Source organism: Halorientalis sp. IM1011 (assembly GCF_001989615.1).
Lineage (GTDB): Archaea > Halobacteriota > Halobacteria > Halobacteriales > Haloarculaceae > Halorientalis.
Map to the genome: position 1 here is coordinate 1,442,382 of NZ_CP019067.1, position 21,031 is coordinate 1,463,412.

Annotated in this window: 18 protein-coding genes; 5 read left to right on the forward strand and 13 right to left on the reverse strand. The window is 67.4% G+C overall.

Going from position 1 to position 21,031, the window contains the following annotated elements; translation table 11 throughout:
* Positions 1-30: 30 nt before the first annotated feature.
* Positions 31-1,371, reverse strand: coding sequence for a glutamate-1-semialdehyde 2,1-aminomutase (locus BV210_RS07265; RefSeq protein WP_077205988.1), 1,341 nt, complete (start codon positions 1,369-1,371; stop codon positions 31-33).
* Between the two features lie 330 nt (positions 1,372-1,701).
* Between BV210_RS07265 and nasA the strand changes: the two genes are divergently transcribed.
* The 3 genes from nasA (at position 1,702) to BV210_RS07275 (ending at position 5,645) form a co-directional block, all read left to right on the forward strand.
* Positions 1,702-3,846, forward strand: a complete 2,145-nt coding sequence (nasA, locus tag BV210_RS07270) for an assimilatory nitrate reductase NasA (RefSeq protein WP_077205989.1) — start codon at positions 1,702-1,704, stop codon at positions 3,844-3,846.
* Positions 3,846-4,013: a hypothetical protein gene (locus BV210_RS19800; protein ID WP_157525915.1), complete on the forward strand. Its 168-nt coding sequence runs from the start codon at positions 3,846-3,848 to the stop codon at positions 4,011-4,013. The genes nasA and BV210_RS19800 overlap by 1 nt, the downstream gene beginning before the upstream one ends.
* A gap of 327 nt (positions 4,014-4,340) precedes the next feature.
* On the forward strand, positions 4,341-5,645 hold the full coding sequence (locus BV210_RS07275; protein ID WP_077208002.1) for an MFS transporter: 1,305 nt from the start codon (positions 4,341-4,343) through the stop codon (positions 5,643-5,645).
* A 2-nt stretch (positions 5,646-5,647) separates the two neighbouring features.
* On the opposite strand, the gene BV210_RS07280 is transcribed toward BV210_RS07275, so the two are convergent.
* Complete coding sequence (locus BV210_RS07280) at positions 5,648-5,950, reverse strand: hypothetical protein (protein WP_077205990.1); 303 nt, start codon at positions 5,948-5,950, stop codon at positions 5,648-5,650.
* A gap of 340 nt (positions 5,951-6,290) precedes the next feature.
* On the opposite strand from BV210_RS07280, the gene BV210_RS07285 reads away from it, so the two are divergent.
* Together BV210_RS07285 and BV210_RS07290 are read left to right on the forward strand one after the other, a co-directional pair.
* Entirely contained in the window at positions 6,291-8,102 is a 1,812-nt protein-coding gene (locus BV210_RS07285) for a nitrite/sulfite reductase (RefSeq protein ID WP_077205991.1), read from the forward strand.
* A 152-nt stretch (positions 8,103-8,254) separates the two neighbouring features.
* Positions 8,255-9,133, forward strand: coding sequence for a mechanosensitive ion channel family protein (locus tag BV210_RS07290; protein ID WP_077205992.1), 879 nt, complete (start codon positions 8,255-8,257; stop codon positions 9,131-9,133).
* A 37-nt stretch (positions 9,134-9,170) separates the two neighbouring features.
* Here BV210_RS07290 and lrp read toward each other — a convergent pair whose 3' ends face one another.
* The 11 genes from lrp to BV210_RS07340 all read right to left on the reverse strand — a co-directional run bounded on the left by lrp (position 9,171) and on the right by BV210_RS07340 (position 20,925).
* On the reverse strand, positions 9,171-9,629 hold the full coding sequence (gene lrp, locus BV210_RS07295) for an HTH-type transcriptional regulator Lrp (RefSeq protein WP_077205993.1): 459 nt from the start codon (positions 9,627-9,629) through the stop codon (positions 9,171-9,173).
* 3 nt (positions 9,630-9,632) lie between these two features.
* Positions 9,633-10,001 (reverse strand): P-II family nitrogen regulator, encoded by a 369-nt coding sequence (locus tag BV210_RS20600; protein WP_253741613.1) that lies wholly within the window; start codon positions 9,999-10,001, stop codon positions 9,633-9,635.
* Positions 10,002-11,384 (reverse strand): ammonium transporter, encoded by a 1,383-nt coding sequence (locus BV210_RS07300; protein ID WP_253741615.1) that lies wholly within the window; start codon positions 11,382-11,384, stop codon positions 10,002-10,004.
* A gap of 456 nt (positions 11,385-11,840) precedes the next feature.
* Entirely contained in the window at positions 11,841-12,323 is a 483-nt protein-coding gene (locus BV210_RS07305) for a hypothetical protein (RefSeq protein WP_157525916.1), read from the reverse strand.
* On the reverse strand, positions 12,320-13,621 hold the full coding sequence (locus tag BV210_RS07310; protein ID WP_077205995.1) for a DUF58 domain-containing protein: 1,302 nt from the start codon (positions 13,619-13,621) through the stop codon (positions 12,320-12,322). The genes BV210_RS07305 and BV210_RS07310 overlap by 4 nt, the downstream gene beginning before the upstream one ends.
* Positions 13,618-14,151, reverse strand: a complete 534-nt coding sequence (locus BV210_RS20250; protein WP_077205996.1) for a hypothetical protein — start codon at positions 14,149-14,151, stop codon at positions 13,618-13,620. The genes BV210_RS07310 and BV210_RS20250 overlap by 4 nt, the downstream gene beginning before the upstream one ends.
* Positions 14,148-14,816 (reverse strand): DUF4129 domain-containing protein, encoded by a 669-nt coding sequence (locus tag BV210_RS07320; protein WP_077205997.1) that lies wholly within the window; start codon positions 14,814-14,816, stop codon positions 14,148-14,150. Before BV210_RS07320 ends, BV210_RS20250 begins: the two co-directional genes overlap by 4 nt.
* An 89-nt stretch (positions 14,817-14,905) precedes the next feature.
* On the reverse strand, positions 14,906-15,886 hold the full coding sequence (gene hemB, locus BV210_RS07325) for a porphobilinogen synthase (protein ID WP_077205998.1): 981 nt from the start codon (positions 15,884-15,886) through the stop codon (positions 14,906-14,908).
* 37 nt (positions 15,887-15,923) lie between these two features.
* Positions 15,924-17,417 (reverse strand): hypothetical protein, encoded by a 1,494-nt coding sequence (locus BV210_RS07330; protein WP_077205999.1) that lies wholly within the window; start codon positions 17,415-17,417, stop codon positions 15,924-15,926.
* A 416-nt stretch (positions 17,418-17,833) separates the two neighbouring features.
* Complete coding sequence (locus BV210_RS07335) at positions 17,834-18,430, reverse strand: PH domain-containing protein (protein ID WP_216640647.1); 597 nt, start codon at positions 18,428-18,430, stop codon at positions 17,834-17,836.
* A gap of 290 nt (positions 18,431-18,720) precedes the next feature.
* Positions 18,721-20,925: a (Fe-S)-binding protein gene (locus BV210_RS07340; RefSeq protein ID WP_077206000.1), complete on the reverse strand. Its 2,205-nt coding sequence runs from the start codon at positions 20,923-20,925 to the stop codon at positions 18,721-18,723.
* Between the last annotated feature and the right edge of the window lie 106 nt (positions 20,926-21,031).

A 21,031-nucleotide genomic window follows, 5' to 3' on the forward strand; every position in this document is an offset into this window, starting at 1 on the left:
TCCGTCGTGACAGGTCCCTTCCCGGAGCGGTCAGAGCGCTTCTTTGTACGCCTCCAGCGTGTCCGCGACGTCCTCCTCGGTGTGAGCGTACGTGACGAACTGGGACTCGAACTGATTCTGGCTGAGGAACACGCCCTCGTCTTTCATCTTCGGCCAGAAGACGCGCCGCCAGCGGTCGGTCTCGCCGGCGGCCACGTCCGCGCCGTTTTTCGGGCAGAGCTCGAACCGAGGACAGTCCTCGCGCTGCTTGCACGCGCCCTCGCAGTGGCCCTCGAACGTGTCGGGAGCCTCGCGGGAGAACACGAGCTTGAACATCCCGTCGACGCCGGTAACCGTGTACTCGGGGGCCTGCTCCCGGACGATCTCGGCCAGCCCGGTGCGCAGCTGCTCGCCGAGGTCGTGGATGTGGTCGTGCACGTCGTGTTCGGCGGCGTAGCGCAGCGATTCGAGGCCGGCGGCCATCGTGACCGGGTGGCCCGAGAAGGTGCCCGCCTGGAACACGTCGCCCGAGGGGGTGAACTGCTCCATCAGCCGGGCGGGACCGCCGATCGCCCCAACGGGGAAGCCGCCGCCGATCAGCTTGCCGAACGTCGTCAGGTCGGGTTCGATACCGAACTTCCCCTGGGCACACTGGAGGCCGCCGACCCGGAAGCCGGTGATCACTTCGTCGAAGATCAAGAGGGAGTCGTGCTCCTCGGTGAGGTCCCGGAGGGTCTCGTGGTAGCCGTCGACGGGGCGGACGATGCCGTAGTTGGCGAGGATCGGCTCGACGAGGACGGCCGCGATCTCGTCGCCGTAGTCCTCGAAGACCCGGTGGGCGGCCTCCTCGTCGTTGAAGGGGATCGCCAGCGTCTCGTCGGCGAAGGACTGGGGGATTCCGGGGCTGGAGGGGCGGACGTCGTCGTACTCGCCCTCGACGAGCGTGGTCTCCTGTGCGCCGTGGTAGCCGCCCTGCATGACGACGATCTTGTCGCGGCCGGTGTGGGCGCGGGCGAGGCGGCAGGCCGAGACGGTCGCCTCCGTCCCGGAGTTGACGAACCGCAGCATCTCGACGCTGGGGACGTGTCGGGCGACGAACTCGGCGTGTTCGACCTCGATCTCGGTCGGCATCCCGTACATCGGGCCCTCGCTGGCGTGGGACTGGATGGACGACTCGACGGGTTGGGGCGTGTCGTGGCCGTACAACAGGGGGCCGAGGCCCATCACCCAGTCGATGTAGCGGTTGCCGTCGGCGTCGATGACGTGGCCGCCGTCGCCCCGTTCGACGAAGGGCGGGTAGGGTTCGATGGCCGCCCGCACCGCGGAGTTGACGCCGCCGGGCAACACCGACAGCGCCCGGTCGTACAGATCGCGTGACTGCTCGTGGGTCATACTCCGGCCTTGGCCCGCCCACACCAAAGACCTGACTCACTCGCCCGCGTCGCGGGTCCGCGCGAGGTCCGGGACCGCCCCACCGCCCGCGGTCGGTGACCGTCCGGCGATCCGTCGATTTACGTCCGTAAAGAGACCATATTCCAGTGCAAACCAGCCGTCCGTCCACCGACCGATCGGAAAATACCGCGTTTGTTTTGGGAAGTGTTTTACCACCGGAGATAGTGGAACGAAACGATCAGGAATGGCGTCGTGCTATCAGAGAATCGGTGGTGTATCAAACGACTGTTCACTTCTCACGGCCGAACGCACCGCCGTCGACTGGGACTCATGACCGAGTGGGTTCCGACCACGTGTATGCGGTGTGCGGTGGGCTGTGGTCACAAGCACCTGGGGGTCGACGAGGGGTACGGCGTCGACGTGGTGCGGGGCGACGGGCAACACCCCGTCAACCGGGGGCTGGCCTGCCAGCGCGGCATCGAGGAGAGCGCCGATCCCGACGGCGAGTGGCTCTCGAAGCCGCTCGTCCGCAAGGGGGGCGAACTCGTCGAGACCTCGTGGCCCGACGCGCTGGACCGGGTCGCCCAGCGGTTCGACGCGGCCCTCTCCCGGGATCGAGACGCCGTGGCCGTCCTGGGCAGCGGCCAGCAGACCAACGAAGCCGCCTACGCGCTGGGGAAACTCGCCCGCGGCGGCTTCGGGACGCGGTACTACGACGCCAACACCACGCTCTGCATGGCCAGCGCGGTGACGGCCTACTACGAGGCGTTCGGGAGCGACGCGCCACCGACGACATACGACGACATCCCCGAGGCCGAGACCCACGTCGTCTGGGGGGCCAACCCGGCCATCGCCCACCCCGTGATGTTCCGGTGGATCCGCGAGAGCGCGAGTGCGGCGGACAGCCGGATGCTCGTCGTCGATCCCGTCGAGACCGACACCGCGACGACGGCCGACGACCACGTACAGCTCGACCCCGGCGCGGACCTCGCACTGGCCCGGGCCGTCCTCGCCGAGATCGTCGACCGCGGCGCGGTCGACCGCGAGTTCGTCGACGAGGCGACCGATGGGTTCGAGGACCTGGTCGCGGACCTCCCCGATCCGGCAGCGGCCGCCGACGAGGCGGGCGTCGATCTCGCGGCGGTCGAGGATCTCGCCGCAGCTTTCGAGGACCCAACCCTGATCTACTGGGGGATGGGGATCAATCAGAGCGTCCGGGGCACCGACGCCGCACGGGCGCTGATCGACCTCTGTCTCGCGACCGGGAACCTCCGGCCCGGGAGCGGCCCGTTCTCGCTGACCGGGCAGGCCAACTCGATGGGGACCCGCGTCGTCTCCTCGAAGGGATCCTGGCCCGGCCAGCGGCCCTTCGACGATCCGATCCACAGAGCCGAGATCGCCGACGAGTGGGGCGTCCCCGTCGGCCGGTTGCCCGACGACACCGGCCCAGGCCCGGTGGGGACGATCGACACGGTGGATGACGGGCCGGTCGAGGCGGTCTACGCCGTCGCGACCAACCCCGTGGCCGGGATGCCGGACGCCAACGCCGTCGCGGAGAAGCTGGAGGACGCCTTCCTCGTCGTACAGGACAGCTTCCGGACCGAGACGACGGAACTCGCGGACGTGGTCCTGCCGGCGGCGACCTGGGGCGAGTCCGAGGGCACCGTCATGAACATGGAACGCCGCGTCTCGCGGGTCCGGGCGGCCTCGGAGACGCCGCCGACGGTCCAGCAGGACATCGACATCATCGCGGCGGTGGCCAACGAGATCGTCCCCGGCCTGCTGCCGGAACCGCCGGTCGACCCCGCCGCCGTGTTCGACGAGTTCACCGAACTGACCGCGGGCACGAAGGCCGACTGCTCGGGCATCGCCTACGAACGACTGGACCACGAACTCGCCGTCCGGTGGCCCGCCCCGGAACCCGACACCGAAGGCGGCTACCGCTACCATGCCGCCGAGGGCGAGGGCGAGCGCTGGCAGTTCGCCACCCCCGACGGGACGGCCAACTTCTCGACCCCCCCCGAACCCGACCCACTCCCGGAACCGACCGAAGAGGCGTACCCGCTCACGCTGACTACTGCGCGCGAGGTCGACGGCTACAACACTGGCGTCCGGTCGCGCCCGGTCGACGACCCCGGACCGGTGACGGCCCGGGTCAATCCCGAGACGGTCGCCGCCTACCTGGACGGGGACGCGGTGGACGATGTCGAGTCCGACGACGAACACGAGATTCGGCTGGAGACCAGACGGGGGGCGATCACCGCCCGGCTCGATCCGGACCCTGCGGTCCCGGCGGGGCTGGTCTGGTTGCCGATCCACCACCCCGCGACGAACGAACTCACGGTCCCGGCGACCGATCCGCGCTCGGACGAACCGAACCTCAAGCAGTGCGCCGTGGCGCTCGCGGCTCCCGCGGCGGAACCCGCCAGCGGCGAGGCGACGGTCGACCCCGATCCGGTCGAGGCCTCGGACTGATGAGGACGACGAAGTGGCGGACGCTGGCGCTTCCCCGCGTCTTCGCCGACTGGCAGGGCCCGCTGTTCGCCGCCGGCTGGCGCGCGGCTCTCTTCTACACCGGCGTCGTCGGCGAGGCCACGGTCTTCGAGTACGCCGCCAGCGACTCCTTCCAGTTCCCCGGGTGAGCGGCCACAGACTCACGCGGTCGGGCCGGATCGGATACCCTGGATTTTCCGGACAACGATCGTTCACTTTCGTCCCGAATTTCGGCCGAAGAACGTGATTATACTCCTTGTATTCTTCCTCATTTCGAGTGTACGTCGACTATGCGCCAGTGAATGTTGAAATCCAGCACAGTAGCGCTTATTACGATATCAGACACACACTCGACTGGAGAAAAACATCAAATTCGAATCTATGTTCGGGAAAAAGGTGGATGTTCATTCGGAAATAGGATCGGACGGTGGCCACAGCGGTCTGGGCCGGGGTGACCTGCGATGGGACTGATCGGGATGACCAAGTGGCGGACGCTCCTGCTCGCCACGATCGGGTTCAACTTCTCGTTCCTGATCTGGTTCTCGTTTGCCCCCTTCACGGGGCCGATGGCCGAGGAGTTCGGGCTGTCGCTGGCCGAGATCGGGATCCTCGCGAGCGCGGCCATCTGGCTCGCGCCCTTCGGCCGGATCCTGACGGGGTGGCTCTCCGACAGGTTCGGCGCGCCCACGGTGTTCGCGATCGTGCTGGGCTACGTCGGGGTGTTCTCGATGGCCAGCGCCTTCGCCCAGAGTTACACCGTCTTCTTCGTCGAACGGCTGATCGTCGCGACCGCGGGGATCACGTTCGTCATCGGGATCCAGCACGTCTCCGAGTGGTTCGACGAGGAGACCCTGGGGACCGCCGAGGGAGTCTACGCCGGGGTCGGGAACGCCGGCGCGGCCGGCGGGGCGTTGATCCTCCCGCGCGTGTTCCCGACCGACTGGAGCGGCCCGCTCTTCCAGACGAACTGGCGGGCCGCCTTCTTCTACACCGGCGTCGTCTCGATACTGCTGGCGATCGCCTACTACACGCTCGGTGAGGCGGCAAAGAGCGAGCAGAAGCGCCAGGCGACCAAGGAGAGCGCGAGCTTCGAGGGGTGGTTCTACACCGCGACCCGCTACGGGACGGTCGTGCTCGCGTTAGCGTACGTGATGACCTTCGGGCTCGAACTGTCGATGAACGGCTGGCTGGCGACCTACTACCGGGAAGGGTTCGACACGCAGAACCTCGTGCTGGCGAGTACGTTCGCGGCGACGTTCTCGGTCGCGGCCGGCCTGCTCCGGCCCATCGGGGGCTACGTCAGCGACCTGCTCGCGCGCAAGGAGAAGAACATCCTCCCGATCTTCACCGGCCGGTACCGCGAGCAGTGGACGTTCGTCTCGCTGTGTTTCGTCGTCCTCACGATGTTCGGGATGACGCTCGCGGGTCTCAGTGGCCAGGTCCTGCTGGCGGTCGGGGCTGGCTTCCTCGTCGGGATGGGCTGTGCGTTCGCCGAGGGGGCGATCTTCGCGCAGGTGCCAGCGATGTTCCCCGACAGCTCCGGGGCCGTCGCGGGCGTCGTCGGCGGCGTCGGCACCGTCGGTGGGATCGTCTACCCGCTGGTCTACGCCGCGCCGTTCCTGGCGAACCTCCACCTGGGCTATTCCATCGTCGCCGTCTCGATGCTCCCCATCGTCCTGCTTGCGGCCTGGGTGTTCCAGCCCCACGTCGCCACCCGCGCGACGACTGACGGCTTCGTCGGCACCGAGACCGACGCCGGTAGCGTCGCCGCCGACGACTGAGACTACTCGGCCTCCCGGAGCGCCGCCACGTGCTGGCGGGCCTCCTCACGGGTCATCCCCCGGACGCCACAGGAACAGGAGAGGAGTTCGGGGTCCGCGAGGTCGTCCACCTGTTCCCGCCGGTCCCGCTCCAGTTCGTCCGCCGCCTGGTCGTACTCGAAGTACACCCGGTAGCTGACCTGCGTCACGCCCTCGATGCGGTGGTCCTCGTCGGGATCGGGGTCGGCGATCGCGGTCTCGTGTTCGGCCTGCATCTCCGCCTTCCAGTCCTCCAGCGTCTTCTCGGGGTCCCGGTCGTCCGTCATGGCCGTGGCCTCGCGTCCCCGTGGCAAAAACGCTCTCCAACCGAACCGGCCCGCGCTCGCGCGCGGTCGCGACCCTCGATTCGCGGATCGGTCGATCAGTCACCCCCGAACGAACCGCCCGTTCGTCCATATATTCGTCCAGACGGTGGACGATTTACGTCCTTAAACACACTAACGCTCCTGATAAAGTAGACGAACGCCATGCGAGCACCCTTATTTCTGTACTTGTTCAACGATTACTGTTATACGGACGAGACTGGATTGTTGTAACGTGAATAGCTGGAAAATCGTTGCAGTATTCCAGAAAAATCGTGACAGACACCTAATTCAGTGATCGACTATGCCACACAAGAAGGAAGGAGTCAAAGACGAACTGTACGGTGACGAGGTCAGGGAGAAGCTCCTTGAGTTCGCCGAGACGGGGTGGGAGTCCATTCCCGAGGACGAGCGCGAGGAGTGGTTCACGCGCTTCAAGTTCTGGGGGATCTTCCACCAGCGGTCGGGCCAGGAGAGCTACTTCATGCTGCGGCTGACCAACTGCGGCGGGGTCCTCGAACCGGGGCAGCTCCGGGCGATCGGCGAGGTCGCTCGCGACTACGCGAAGGGGCCGGTCGACAACCCGGAGTTCGGCAACGGGTGGATCGACCTGACGACCCGCCAGTCGATCCAGCTCCACTGGATCAAGCTGGAGGACGTCCCCGAAATCTGGGAGAAACTGGAATCGGTGGGCGTCTCCAGTCGTTCCTCTGGAGGCGACACCATGCGCAACATCTCGGGCTGTCCGGTCGCCGGCAAGGCCGAGGAGTACGTCGAGAGCCGCGAACTCCTGGACGAGATAGAGGAAGACATCCGCGGCGACGACGACCTCGCGAACATGCCCCGGAAGTTCAACATCTCCGTGTCCGGCTGTCGGCAGGGGTGCGCCCAGGACTCGATCAACGACGTGGGGCTGGAGCCGGCCCACAAACTGATCGACGGCGAAGAAGTCAGGGGCTTCAACGTCCGCGTCGGCGGCGGCCTCGGCGGGCGCGAGCCGCGCCCGGCCCGTCCGCTGGACATCTTCGTCCGTCCGGACCAAGCGAAAGCGACCGTCCGGGCGTTCGTCGAACTCTACTTCGAGGAGGGCAACCGCGAGAACCGCCAGAAGAACCGTGCCCGGTTCTTCGTCGACGAGTGGGGGACCGACGAGATCCGTGAGGCGATGGACGAGCGACTCGACTTCGAACTCGAACGCGCCGGCACGGACTTCCGCGGCGAGTACACCTACAACGCCGGGAAGCCGGCCGAGCGCGGCGCACACGATCACGTCGGCGTCTACGACCAGAGAGACGGCACGAACTACGTCGGACTCTCGGTCCCCGTCGGGCGATTGCCCGCCGAGGACGCCATCGAACTGGCCGACCTGGCCGACGAGTACGGCAGCGGCGAGATCCGGCTCACCCGCCGGCAGAACCCGCTCGTCATGGACGTCCCCGACGAGAAGCTGGACGACCTGCTCGCGCACGACCTGCTGGAGACCTACACCCCGGAGCCCAGTCCCTTCGAGCAGGGCGCGATGGCCTGTACCGGGACGGAGTTCTGTTCGATCGCACTGACCGAGACGAAGGCCCGGACCGCGCGGATGCTACGCTGGCTCCAGCGCAACGTCGAACTGCCCGACGACGTGGATCGGATCAAGATCCACTACTCGGGCTGTACGGCCGACTGCGGGCAGGCCATGACCGCCGACATCGGGCTCCAGGGGATGCGCGCCCGCAAGGACGGCGAGATGGTCGAGGCCATGGACGTGGGCGTCGGCGGCGGCGTCGGCGAGGACCCCAGCTTCGTCGACTGGGTGCGCCAGCGCGTCCCCGCCGACGAGGTCCCTGGACTCATCAAGAATCTCGTCGAGGCCTACGCAGCGCTCCGGGAGGAGAGCGGTGCCCGTTCCGGGCACCGAAACGAAGACGGCGAAGCCGTCGGTGGCCAGACCTTCCGCGAGTGGGTCGACGCCACCGGTCAGGAGAACCTGATCTCGCTCGCGGAACCCGAGGAGACCAGCTACGAGGACCCCTGGATGCACGACGCCAAGCAGTCCTGGTACCCCTTCGACGACGGCGAGAGTCCCGCGCCGACCGCCCCCGACGGGACGCCCCTCTCGGCCGATGACTGAGGCCGACCACGAAGACGGACGGACGACCGCCCCGGCGCCTGCGGACGCCGCGCCGGAACTGCTCCCGGTAGACGCCCGGGAGTAACGACGGCCACAGTTCGCCGACGTAGCAAGCAGTTGGGATTTTACCGGGGCGCACCGACAGTCGGCGCATGGTCGGCCAACTCCCGGAGTGGATGACAGGATTTCTGCTGGCGTACGATCGGATACTCTCCGAGCTGTTCTGGTTTCTCGTGGGCTTTCTGGTGGTCTATCTCGTGGGTCAGTTCGTTCTCGTCCCGGTCGCCGTCCGTGTCGTCCGGTCGCGCAATCGCAACAACCCGACGATCGAGTCCGCGACGGAGACGTACCTGCAGGTGTTCCTGATCGGGTTCGCGACGGTCACGGGCATCATCGCCGCCGGCTACGGGTTCGTCTTCTCGGAGTCGGCTGTCATCATCGCGGCCATCACCTTCGGCCTGGGCATCGCGGGTCAGCAGGTCTTCGGCTCGCTCATCAGCGGGCTGTTCCTCGTCACCGATCCCGACTTCAACGTCGGCGACTGGATCTCCTGGCAGGGTGGGGAAGGGACCATCGAAGCAGTCGACTTTCGCGTCACGCGAGTCCGGACACCCGACAACGAGACCATCTCGGTACCGAACACCGAACTCACGAACAACGCACTGACTCGACCCTACGGCCGGGACACGTATCGAGTCACCGAACAGGTGTTTCTGGCCTACTACGAAGACACCGAGCGCGCCCTCATGGAACTTCAGCAGATCGCCGCGAATTTCGAGTCGGTTCTCGACGATCCAGCGCCGAACGCACGGGTGATCGATCTGGGGGAAAACGCGATCACGGTGCAGGCGGAGCTCTGGATCGAAGACCCCGGAAACAGTGACATCGCGACCCTTCGCTCGGATTTCCGCCGTGCGGTGAAACGCCAGTTCGACGAGGAGGGGATCACACTCGCCCCGCCTGCCGCGCAGTTACTCTCGGGGGAACTCACAGTGACGGATCGGGCGACCGCGTCGGGATCGGACGAGTGAGATACCGGCGACCGGAGGCGAAAAAAGCGGCCCGTCGTCAGCCTTCCACGTCGACGGGGAACTGCGCGTTCTCCCGGACAACCTCGAGGACGACGCTCGTGTTCGCCGCCTCCACGTCGGGGTCGGTCAGCAGGTCCTTGATCTTGCGGTTCATCTCGTCGGTGTCCTCGAACTTCCCGACCGCGACCACGTCGTGACCGCCGGTCACCTCGTAGACGCTGACCATTCGCTCGTGGTCGCGCAGGCGGTCGACGACGGGTTTGAGTCCGTTGCCGTCCACGCTGAGGTGGAAGACGGCAGTCACGTCGTAGCCCAGCCGATCGTAGTCGATCACCGGTCGGTAGCTCTCGATGACGCCGTCCTCTTCGAGGGCCGACAGCCGTTTCGAGACCGTCGTCGCCGCGAGTCCGGTCTCGCTGGCGATGTCGCGGGCGCTGGCCCGACCGTCGGAGAGCAGCGCGTTCACGATGCGACGGTCGGTGTCGTCGACTGCCATCCGTCAGACAGCGTCGGGACCGGTCTTGCCGGTCCGGATCTGGACGGCGTCCTCGACGTCGACCACGAACACCTTGCCGTCGCCGGGTTCGCCGGTGTGGGCGGCGTCCTTGATCGCGTCGACGACGTCCCCGGCGGGCACGTCGGCGACGACCGTCTCCAGTTTGACCTTCTCGTGGAGGTCGACCACGTACTCCTCGCCGCGCCACTGCCCTTTCTTGACCGGCTGGCTGCCGCGACCGCGGACGTTCGTCACCGTCAGGGAGGGCGCGCCGACCTCGGCGAGGCCCTTCTTGACATCCGACAGTTTGCCGGGCCGGATGAACGCGATCACCATCTTGATACCGCCGTCGTTGGGTTGCGTGTCGCTCATTCAGTTCTCACCGTCGTTGTCGTAGTCGCCTTCTGACCGAAGGTCAGACGAGGAATCGTTCGCTCTGCTCACGATACCGCCGTCGGTCTTGTAAGCCGGTGCAGTACCGCCGTCCGTCATCGTCGCGTCGTCACCGAGCGAGAACTCGGGGTAGCTCTCGACGCCGTGTTCGGCGATGTCGAGGCCCTCGCGCTCGTGGCTCTCGGAGACGCGGGCCTGACCCAGCGCCTTCAACACGCCGAAGACGAGCGCGGTCGCCACGACCGTCCAGACGCCGATCACGGCGACGCCCGCGACCTGCGAGATCAGGGCGTCCACCGAGAAGCCGCCGACCGCGACGAAGGGGAAGGCGAGTGATCCGAGGACGCCGGCGCTCCCGTGGACCGGGAAGACCGCACAGACGTCGTCGATCTTCAGCCGTTTCTCGACGAAGCTGAACACGATGGGGAGCTGTGCGCCGGCGAGGCCGCCGACGAGGACCGCACCCCACCAGGTGACGGCGTTGGTGATCCCGGTGATCCCGACGAGACCGGCCAGCAGACCGTTTGCGACGTACAGCGTGTCGACCTTGCCGGTCTTGGCCAGCGCGACGGCCGCGGCCCCGATCGCGCCCATCGCCATCGCCAGGGTCGTCGTCAGCGCGACGCGGCCGAGGATCGCTCCGTTGAAGCCGGCGATGGAGCCGTCCGCCGCGGTCGTGAAGATCGCGGCCGTGCCCACGTTGAACCCGTACCAGCCGAAGGCCAGGATCAGCGTTCCCAGCACGGCGAAGGTCAGCGAGTGCCCGGGGATGACGTTGACGCTGCCGTCGCTGTTGTAGCGGTCGATGCGGGGGCCGAGCACCCACGCGGCCGTCAGCCCGGCGATGCCGCCCATCCCGTGGACGATCATCCCGCCGGCGAAGTCCTGGAAGCCGGTCCCCAGGAACTCGGCGAAGTAGGTCCCGGACCACGTGATCCCGGTGACGACGGGGTAGATGACCGCCGCCAGCAGGAACGTGTAGGTCACGTACGCACGGAGCTTCGCACGGCCGGCCACCGCCCCGGAGACGATGGTCGCCGCCGTCATGGCGAAGACGGCCCCGTAGAGCCAGCTACTGGCCCAGGACGACGGATCGCTCCCCGGCGTCCAGGCGAAGCCCGACCCGCCGACGAGACTACTGACCCCGGCACCGATCAGGAAGAAGGCCATCACCCCGATCGACCAGGTCAGCAGGTTCTTGGTCAACTGGTTGGCGACGTTCTTCGAGCGCACCTGCCCCGCCTCCAGCATGGCGAACCCGGCGTGCATGAAGAAGATCAGGAACGATACGACCAGGATCCAGGTGAAGTTCACCGCACTCGCGACGTCACCGACCGTGACCTGCAGGAAGATCGGATCCATCAGGCCGGCACCCCCGTTCCACGGATGCTGTGAGTACCCGAGTGTTTGTCTAACTTTTCACCGCAACGCGCTATGCTCGTTTGGTATTTCACGAGAGAAGGTCATGGAATCCCACCACATAAGCATTAGCTTGAGAATCGCACAGTTTCCAACTGTTGGGTAGACGAACGTTGGAATTGCAGTAGACTATTATCTGTATAAGGTTGTATTTCGTCCAGTATCTGGGCATTTGTTCGATGCATTTCCGGACGTTTGTCGACCGGAGTTCGGGGCGATTACCCGTTCGTAGCCCCTGCGCGCGTCGTCTGGCTGTCTCGTCCGCAAACGCGACGATCACGTACCGATTCGTCACGAAACTAGCCGAAAACACCGTCTCTTTTCGAATTCGCTCGGCCGTTCGACCGTTCGGGCAGTTATCCAGCCGCGATCGACGGTGTCGCGGGAGTACCGGACCCGTTACTCCGGGAGCGCGAGCGCGGCCGTCAGGCAGACTCCGCCCACCAGCAGGAGTCCGACGCCGGATGGCGACGCCGAGACAGACAGGACCGTGGGTGCGACGGCGACGCCGGCCGCGCCCAGTGCGACGGCGGTAGTTCCGGCGGCGTGAGTCGCTTCCAATCGATGGGCGTCGGCCGCCTCGTCGAGCGCCGCCCGGAGTTCGGTCGCCGTCCGTCCGACGGTCCAGGCGACGGCGACGGCCGCGCCGGCACCCACCAGCTGTGCGGTCCCCGCACCAGCCACGCCACCGACCACGATCGCGCCGAACAGCCCCACGGCACCGACCGTGACGATGGTCGCCCGGCCGCGGAACGACCCGATAGCGATCCCGACTAGCCCGAGCACGCCCAGCACCGTTGCGAGCGCGCCGACGCCGGCGAGGACGAACGCCACGACGGCCGCGCCCGTCGCGTAGCCGGCGGCGACCCGGCCGGGTCTCACCGCGACCACCTCGTCGTCGCGATGGCGCGTTCGACGTCCTCGGCCGGCCCGAACTCGACGACGGGGACACCGCCCGCGCGAACGTCGGCGAGTCGTGCTCGGCGTTCGAGTCGCGCGAGCGTCCGTCCTGCCGTGGTCTCGGCCGTGGGATCCGGGCTGACGACGCTGACCGGCCGTCCGAGCGCGGCGAGTCCCTCGATCAAACCCGCGACGGCGTCGTCGACCGCCGGCGTCACCACGATCACCTCGGCAGTTCCGGGAAGGCGCTCACGAAGCCACGCACGACCGGCGTCGGGCGCGTCCGTTTCTTCGCTGCCCTCGCCCGCCGTCTCCTCGTCGCCGTCGCTCGCCCCGCGCTCCACCGACCGGGAGAGCAGTTCACGTGCACGCCGCTCGTGTGTACGCCCGCGGCCAGGCGCGAGCCACGCCCGCTCCGGGCCGAGCGTCGCGATGCCGACCCGGTGATCGGCGGTTACGAGCCCGCCGAACAGCGTCGCTGCCGCCGACAGCGACCGTTCGATCGCGGTCTCGCCGTCCGGCGTCGGTGCCACCGCCGCCACCGGCCGGGTGTCGATCACGAGGACGACCGGAAGCGACCGCTCGGGGTGGAACTCGACGGTCGCCAGTTCACCTGTTCTGGCACGACGTCGCCAGTCGACGCGACTCAGCGGGTCGCCCCGCCGGTACTCCCGGATCGTCCGGAACGTCAACCCGTCACCGGAGCCGTCGACGGTTCTGCGGCCGGCGAACTGGGCGGTCGCGGCCCGCAACGGGAGCGGTCGACCGTCGGCCAACCGGAGCGACTCCCCCAGTTCCGTCGCGTCGTCGGCCTCGATCTCGACCCGTCGCTCGATCACGCCCGCGGCGTCCCGGAAGACGGCGGTCGCCGGTCGGAACTCGTGGACGCCCGAGGCGGCTTCGACGGTGTAGGACAGCGTGGCCGTCCCGCCGGGGCGCAGGCTCGTCCCGAGACTCGGCGCGCCCTCGACGACCCGGAGCGCGGGTGGCACGCCGTCGACCAGTCGCAGTTCCGGAAGCGTCCGATCACCGACGTTCTCGACCGTGAGCTGGACCCGCACGTCGTCGCCGGGGTCCGGGTCCGACTCACTGACCGACCGGGTGAGCGCGAGCGTCGCGGACGGGGGCGCGACGACCCGCCCGTACGCGAGCAACGCGACCGCGACGGCGGCGACGGGGAACAGCGCCGGCGTCCAGGTGACCAGTCCGAACGCGCCGGCGAGCAACGCAGCGGCCCCGAGTCCGCGCCAGCGCCTCGTTCGCTGGACGGTCCCGGTCACCCCTCCACCTCCCGCAGCGCCGCGAGCGCGGCGCGAGCACGCCGCGAGAACGTCGGTTCGCCGCGCAATAACGTCCGCAATCGGTCCCGGCGCGAGGGGGGCCGCTCCTCGAAGAACGCCCGCGCGGCGGCGTCGTCGGTCCACTCGCCCGCGGCCAACCGCTCACGCGCCTCGGCTCGCGAGCAGTCCAGTCGTTCGGCCAGCACCGCGACGGCGACCGCCTCGATCCGTGCCCGCAGCGTCTCCCGTGTGTCCTCGTCCCGGGTCGAGAGGGCGGCCAGTTGCCGGTCGATTTCGTCGCCGGGCACCGGCCGCTCCCGGTCGCTCGGGTCGGGCAAACTCCCGTCGGCGACCGTCGTCGAGGAGCGGTCGAGCGCAGCCAACCCGCCGACGCCGCCGGCCAGCAGTGCCGATCCGACGAGGACGACCGCTGCCAGCCCGCCCCCACCGACCGACAGCGGCGTGAAGACGAGCGCAGCCCCGGCGGCTATCGACGCGAACCCGACGGCGAGCAGGACGCGCCGGATCACTCCGCATCACCGTCCTCGACGGCGGCCAGTGCGTCCCGAGCCGCCCGCTCGCGCTCTTCGGTCGGTTCCACCGCTCCGTATCGAACGCGGTCGAACAGGTCGGTCAACCGCTCGACTGCGGCGCTGTCAGCGCCAGCCTCGACCGCCTCGCGGGCGAACTCCCGCGGTGTGGTCGTCTCGCCGTAGGTCACGTCGAGTTCCGAAACCATCGCCCGCCAGGCGCGGTACACGTCGTTATCGGTCGGGGGCGCGTCGGAAATGGCCGCGCTCGCTCCGGTCGCGTCGTCACGCCCCCTCTCGGGATCGACCGACACCTCCGGTTCCGGGGGGCGGTCGGTCCCGTCCCGGCGGTGTCGGAGTCCGGCGAGCGCGAGAGCGGCTACGACCAGCGCGGTGAGTATCAACAAGAGCGCCGGCGGCACTGTCGGGAGCAGTCCCGCGACGAGGCCGTAGATCCCGCCGACGGATCCGAAGGGATCGACGCCACCGGGGCCCCCACCGCCGGCACCGCCGCCTGCGCTCGCGTTCGCGCTCTCGTTGGTCGTATTCACCGGGCCACTCGTGACACTCGGAGAGTCGAGGTCGGCGACGGCGGTGGCACCGACGCCGAAGGCCAGCGCGGCCGAGAGGGCGACCAGGGCGACGAACAGCGGTCGTCTCTGCACGCCTGTCCGTTCGACTGCACGGAACTTGAAGCTCGACCGGCCTTTTCGCGGTCAGAAACCGACCGAAACCGGCGGGCCTCGCCGACCCGTCACAACTGCGCGGCCACGTCCTCAGCGAAGTACGTCAGAATCAGGTCCGCACCCGCCCGCTTGATCGACAGCAGCGACTCGTACGCGACGGCCTCCAGATCGAGCCACCCCTTCTCGGCGGCGGCGTGCAACATTGCGTACTCCCCGGAGACGTTGTAGGCCGCGACGGGGTAGTCGAACTCCCGGCGGACCGCACTCACCACGTCGAGGTAGGGCAGGGCGGGCTTGACCATCAGCACGTCCGCGCCCTGTTCCACGTCCAGTCGGACCTCCCGCATCGCCTCGCGGGCGTTCGCGGGATCCATCTGATAGTGCCGGCGGTCGCCGAAGGCGGGCGCGCCGTCCGCGGCGTCCCGGAACGGGCCGTAGAAGGCGCTCTCGTATTTGGCCGCATAGCTCATGATCGGCACGTCCGAGTAGCCCGCGCCGTCGAGTCCCTCCCGGATCGCGCCGACCATCCCGTCGGTCATCGAAGAGGGCGCGACCATGTCCGCGCCCGCCTCGGCGTGGGAGACGGCCGTCTCCGTCAGCAGATCGAGGGTCTCGTCGTTTTTCACCGTCAGCGTGGGGTCCTCGGCCGCGCGCTCCTCGACCACGCCGCAGTGCCCGTGGTCCGTGTACTCGCACATGCACACGTCGGTGACGACGTAGGCGTCGGTCTCGTCGGTGATCCGCCGGACCGCCCGCTGGACGACGCCGTCCTCGGCCCAGGCACGCGTTCCCCGGGGGTCTTTGGACTCGGGGATGCCGAAGACCATGACGGCGTCGACGCCGGTCTCGCGGACCTCCTCGACCCGGGCGACGGCCTCGTCGACGGGCACGCGCTCGTGGCCGGGCATCGAGGGGATGGGCTGGCGGTCGTCGGTCGTCGCGTCGACGAACACGGGCGCGATCAGGTCGCTGGCCGAGAGGTCGACCTCGCTGACGAGCGAGCGGATCCCGTCGCGACGGAGCCGGCGGGGCCGCTGCGTGATGTTCATACCCGTGCTACCGCCGGTGTGCGCAAAAACCCACTGTTCAGAGATAGCCAAACAGCGGCATCGCCAGCCCGACCAGCCAGCCGAGGGCACCCACGAGGAGCAGGCTCCCACCGCGCTCGTCGATCCGGGTCGCCCCGGCGGCGATCAGCCCCAAGGCGACGGCCAGCCCCACCCGGTGGATCGCGAGTTCGATCGGGACCGACCTGATGCCGATACCACCGAAGTCGAGGACGAACGCGGCACAGAGGCCGACGAAACTGAACCCGAAGGCCGCGGTCGGGTCGATCCGCGGGCCCAGCAGCCGCGCGATCCGTTGTAGTCGCTCGAATCGCGACGTCGCGCCGAACGGCTGGGCGAACACGAAGGCCACGACCGGCAGGCCCAGCGCGATGATCGGGTAGAGGACGGCGACGAACGCGCGCGGGTCGACCGACGACAGCGACTCAAGGTAGATGCCCGCGCTCCGGACACCCAGATACAGCCCGGCGAGCACCGCCATCGTCACCAGGCCGCGGACGTTCCGACCGGTCCACCGCAGGGCGGCGGCCGCGTCGCGCCCGAGCGCGCGACGGGTTCCCGACGATATCAGGCCGATCAGGCCGACGACGGCGAGCATGGCCGGCCCGAGGTGGATCTCGGACAGCCAGCCGTCGTTCCAGCCGCGATTGATCCCGTAGTACGTCCGGGTGACGTCGGTGACGTACGGTTGCCCGATGAACTCCGCCTCCAGCTGGTTCCTGGCGTTCCGGATGTCGGTGACGGTGTGTCGCAGTCGGAACCAGTCCCAGTACTCCTGGTGGACCTGGATCGCCGTCCAGTCGTCCCGCGGGGCGGCGTAGGCCCGGATGTGGTGGCGGCTCCCGAGGTACGCCCCCGCGTGGATCTGGTAACTCTCGTCGACCCACTGTCCCGATCCGCCGCGCGGCGTCCCATCAAAGTACGTGTACCGCGTCGATCCGTGTGCGTCCGCCCACTCGAAGATCCGCTTCTGGAGGGCCTGTCGGGGGCCGGGACCCGGCGCCTCGGTCGCGTTCGCCGTACCGTTAGCCGTCCCGTTATCGGTCACATTCGCCGTGCCGTTGCCCGTCTCGTTTCTGGTTGGCGTCTCCGTGCCGTTAGCCGTCTCGTTCCCGGTGATGTTCGCCATCGAAACGGTTCCGGGCGCGTCCTCGGGCGTCCCGGTGACGGTGTCGTTCCCGACTCCCGTCTCGTTGTCGGCGGAGTCGTTTCGCCGTTCGTCGATCGGCGCTCGCCAGTCGAGACTGGTCTGTTCGGTCAGCGCCCGCCTGACGCGGTCGTCTTCGCCGTGGATCACGAGGTTGATCGCGAGCGTGCGACCGGAACTGGCCCGTTTACGGGAGGTGTACGGCCAGAGATACGTTCCGTTGTCGGTCGGCTGGACCAGTTTGCTCCGGTTGATCGCGTCCCCCTCGCTCGGCGTGTCGGCGATCGTGCCGAGCCCGCCCACCAGAAGATAGGCTGCCGAGAGCGCGACCAGTCCGACGAGAAGCAGGTGACGACGGGTAACCACAGGTGTTCGATAATACCAGCGTGCGGGGTCACTTATGTTTTCCCAGCCACCTTTTTCTTCGTCGGGTCGCGCTTCGCGCGACCACTACCTCGAAAAACGTGGGTGAAAAAGGCCGGACGCTCGCTCCGCTCGCGTCCGGTGTCCTCGTGAGTGACCGCAGGGAACGAACGAGGGGTCGAAAGACGCACTGTGTCTTTCGGTGAACCGCCTCACTCCGTTCGACGGATGCTTTTTCGACAGCCCGTAATTCGTTCCCGGCGAGTCAGTCTCTCCGTCATTTGGTTCCAGCAGTCGCGGTCACGCTGACGTATCGTTCGCGACGCTCACGGAACTTCCGAGCGAAATCAACTGGCGGTCACGCGACGGCCGACGGTGGTCGAACCGCTCGGCTCGATCCGGGGGGCGAGCCGCGGTGCTTACATCTTCTGGTCGTTCTGACGCTCGCGGATGACGGCGGCGACCTCCTCGTAGTTGCTGATGCCACCGAAAGTCATCCCGCTGACGCGGAACCGGCCGAAGCCCGACGCCATGATGTCCGTCGAGACGACGATGTGACCGTGGCCCAGTAGCCGCTCGATCAGCGACGCGCCGGTCTTGAGCCCGCGCACGTCGAGCATCCACGCCTCGTTGGTCGACTTCGAGGAGATGCCCGTGAGCTTCATCATTCGGCGGTCGGTAACGACGTACCTGACTTTCCGCCGCTGGTACAGGACGTACCCAGATATGGCCGCCGCGATGAGGAAGCCAACGATCACCGCTTCGTCACCGGCCGCGAGTCCGCCGACGAAGGCCAAGATCGCGACCAGTAACTGGAGGCTGTACGCCGACCACGCCGGTCGCGCATCGATCAACACCTCCTCGCCGTCCATCAGCGGCATCGACGCCTGCGTGGGTCGTGACGGTCCGCCGCCGGCCGACCCGGTACCGCTCTGCGTGCCGTTGCCACCGTGGCCCTGCTGTGTCTGTTCCGTGTACTGCGTCCCCTGCCCGGGGTCGTCGTTCTGCCCTGACATCCGAGCCGAAAATGACAGCAAACCCGTAAAGTACCAGCGGTCATTTCGGACAGTGAGCCGTCTCCCGGTGATTCGCGGGCGTTTGAACAGCCGTGAAAGGCCCACAGGATGTTGTCGAGTGCCACGTCGTGGTACCGAACCCGCGGCGGAGCCGCGAGTTCGGCTTTTTCCCCAAGTTTTTGCTTAGTGAGGGACCGAATGTCCCTCATACCATGCGAACGGGCGCTCCGCGCCCGTGAGCAGACGGGAGGTGCGCTCTGCGCACCCCCCGATGGAAAAAGTGGGTGCCGTTAGTCGTCGGCGGGTGCGGACTCGCCGCCGGCGGCCGCGCCGGCCCTGACGCCGCCGGACTCGATGGCTTCGACGAGCAGTTCGGCCACGTCGACGACCTCGATGTCGTCCTCGAAGTTGCCGGTCTTGCGGCCGTCCTCGTACATCGTCATGCACATCGGGCAGGCGACGACGAATTTCTCGACGGCGTTGCCGGCCTCGGTGTCCTCCAGGGCTTCCCGGAGGCGTTCCTCGCTCGGTTTCTCTTCTTCTTCGAGTTCCATCCAGAGGCCGCCGCCACCGCCACCGCAACAGTAGGAGTCGTCGCGGTTGCGCGGCATCTCGTGGAGGTCACAGCCCGTGGCGCGGATCAACTCGCGCGGGGCCTCGTACTCGTCGTTGTACCGGCCGAGGTGACAGGGGTCGTGGTACGTGACGGTGTAGTCGAGTTCGGTGCCGGTGAGGCCGAGTTTCCCGCGGTCGACGAGTTCCTCGACGGCCTGGGTCCAGTGGTAGATGCCGGCGTCGGGGTTCCACTCGTCGTCCTCGATGTCGAAGTCCATCATCGGGTCGTCGGCGAACTCCTCGAAGTCGACCTCCGGATACTCGTTCTTGAACGTGTTGAACGAATGGGGGTCGGTACAGACGATCTTCTCGAAGTTCACGTCCTGGAAGTTCTCGACCATCGTCGCGGCCTGCTCGACGAACAGGAACTCCTCGCCGACCCGCCGGATGTCGTTGGCGTCGTAGACCTCGTCCTCGTAGAGGATACCGAACTCCACGTCGGCCTCCTGGAACAGTTTGGCCAGCGACCGGGCGACCTGCTTGTTGCGGTCGTCGTAGGACGGGTAGTCGCCGACGTACCAGAGGAACTCGACGTCCTCCTCGCGGGCGTCGGCCACGTCGAATTCGAGGTCCTCGGCCCAGTCGCCGCGGTTGCGCTGGGAGTTGCCGAAGGTGTTGCCCTTCTGCATGACGTTCTGGAACACGTCCTGCAGGCTGGGCTGGATCTCGCCCTCGTCGGTGAGCTGGCGGTTGAGCCGGGTGAAGGTCTTGAGGTGCTCGATCTCGACCGGGCAGGCGTCCATGCAGGCCATGCAGGCCATGCAGGACTCCATCGTCTCGGCCTGGATCACCGCGTCGTCGGAGTCGCCGACGATGGTCTTCTCGTCGCCGCCGTTGTCGACGTGTTCGCGGTAGTTCTTCAGGTCGAGGATCACGTCCCGCGGCGAGAGGGGACGGCCGGAGCCGTTGGCCGGGCAGACCGAGGTACACCGGCCACACTTCGTACAGGCGTCCTGATCGAGGATCTCCTTCCACGAAAAGGAGTCCATCGACTCCGCGCCGGTGTCGGCGTCCAGATCCGCGGGGATGCCGGGCAGACGCTTGCCGGCTTTCTCGTCGCGCGTGACGACGTTGGCGAACGACGAGATCATGTGGAACGGTTTCGCGTAGGGGATCGCCGCGATGAAGATGAAGGCGTTGATGGCGTGGCCCCACCAGATGATCGGATACAGCGCCGTGGCCGTCTCCGGGGTCATCCCGGCGGCCGCGAACACGTCCTTGAGGAACCAGCCGACGAAACTGACGGTCTCGAACGAGACGTCACGGACCGCGCTGGTGCCCAGAATTCGGATGGCCTCGGCGACGAACCCGCCGACGCCGAGCAGGAACAGCGACCAGATGAACAGGTGGTCCTCCAGACTGGAGTTCGGGCCCCAGAGGCGCTCGTTCCGGACGACGTAGCGCCGATACAGCGCCATGCCGATCCCGACGACAAAGAGCAGGCCCATGAAGTCCATCACGAGCGAGTACGAGAGGTAGAAGTCCCCGTTGAAGATGGAGTAGCTCTGGCCCGTCAGGAGTTTCCCGCCCTTCTCGAGGAAGTCCATGTCGATAGCCAGGATCGTCGTCCCGATGAGCAGGGTCAGAAAGCCCCACAGGATGAACGAGTGCATCAGTCCGCCGTAGAGGTCACGATCGAACTGTTTCTCGTTCGTGAACACGATCTTTGTCGCCTCGGTGATCCGACTGCCGAGGTCGTCGAGGCGTTCGAACCAGTCCTCGTCGCCCTGTGTGTACCGGTCGAACCGCCGGTACACACCCCAGATCAGCACTGCGACAGTGATAGCGGCGAGGTAGTAGAAGACGACCTCGCCAAGGTGGCCGATCTGCCACATCGTCGGCCGCGTGACGGTGTCACCCGCCTGCAACGGTAGTACCATGTTGTGGGTGTGTGGAAGTTACGCGCTTAAGTCTTGCCAAGCGCCAGCATACCCACGCTACACAACTGGCACGCGATTTTTCGACCGAGTGGTCGGTTCCCCGCCC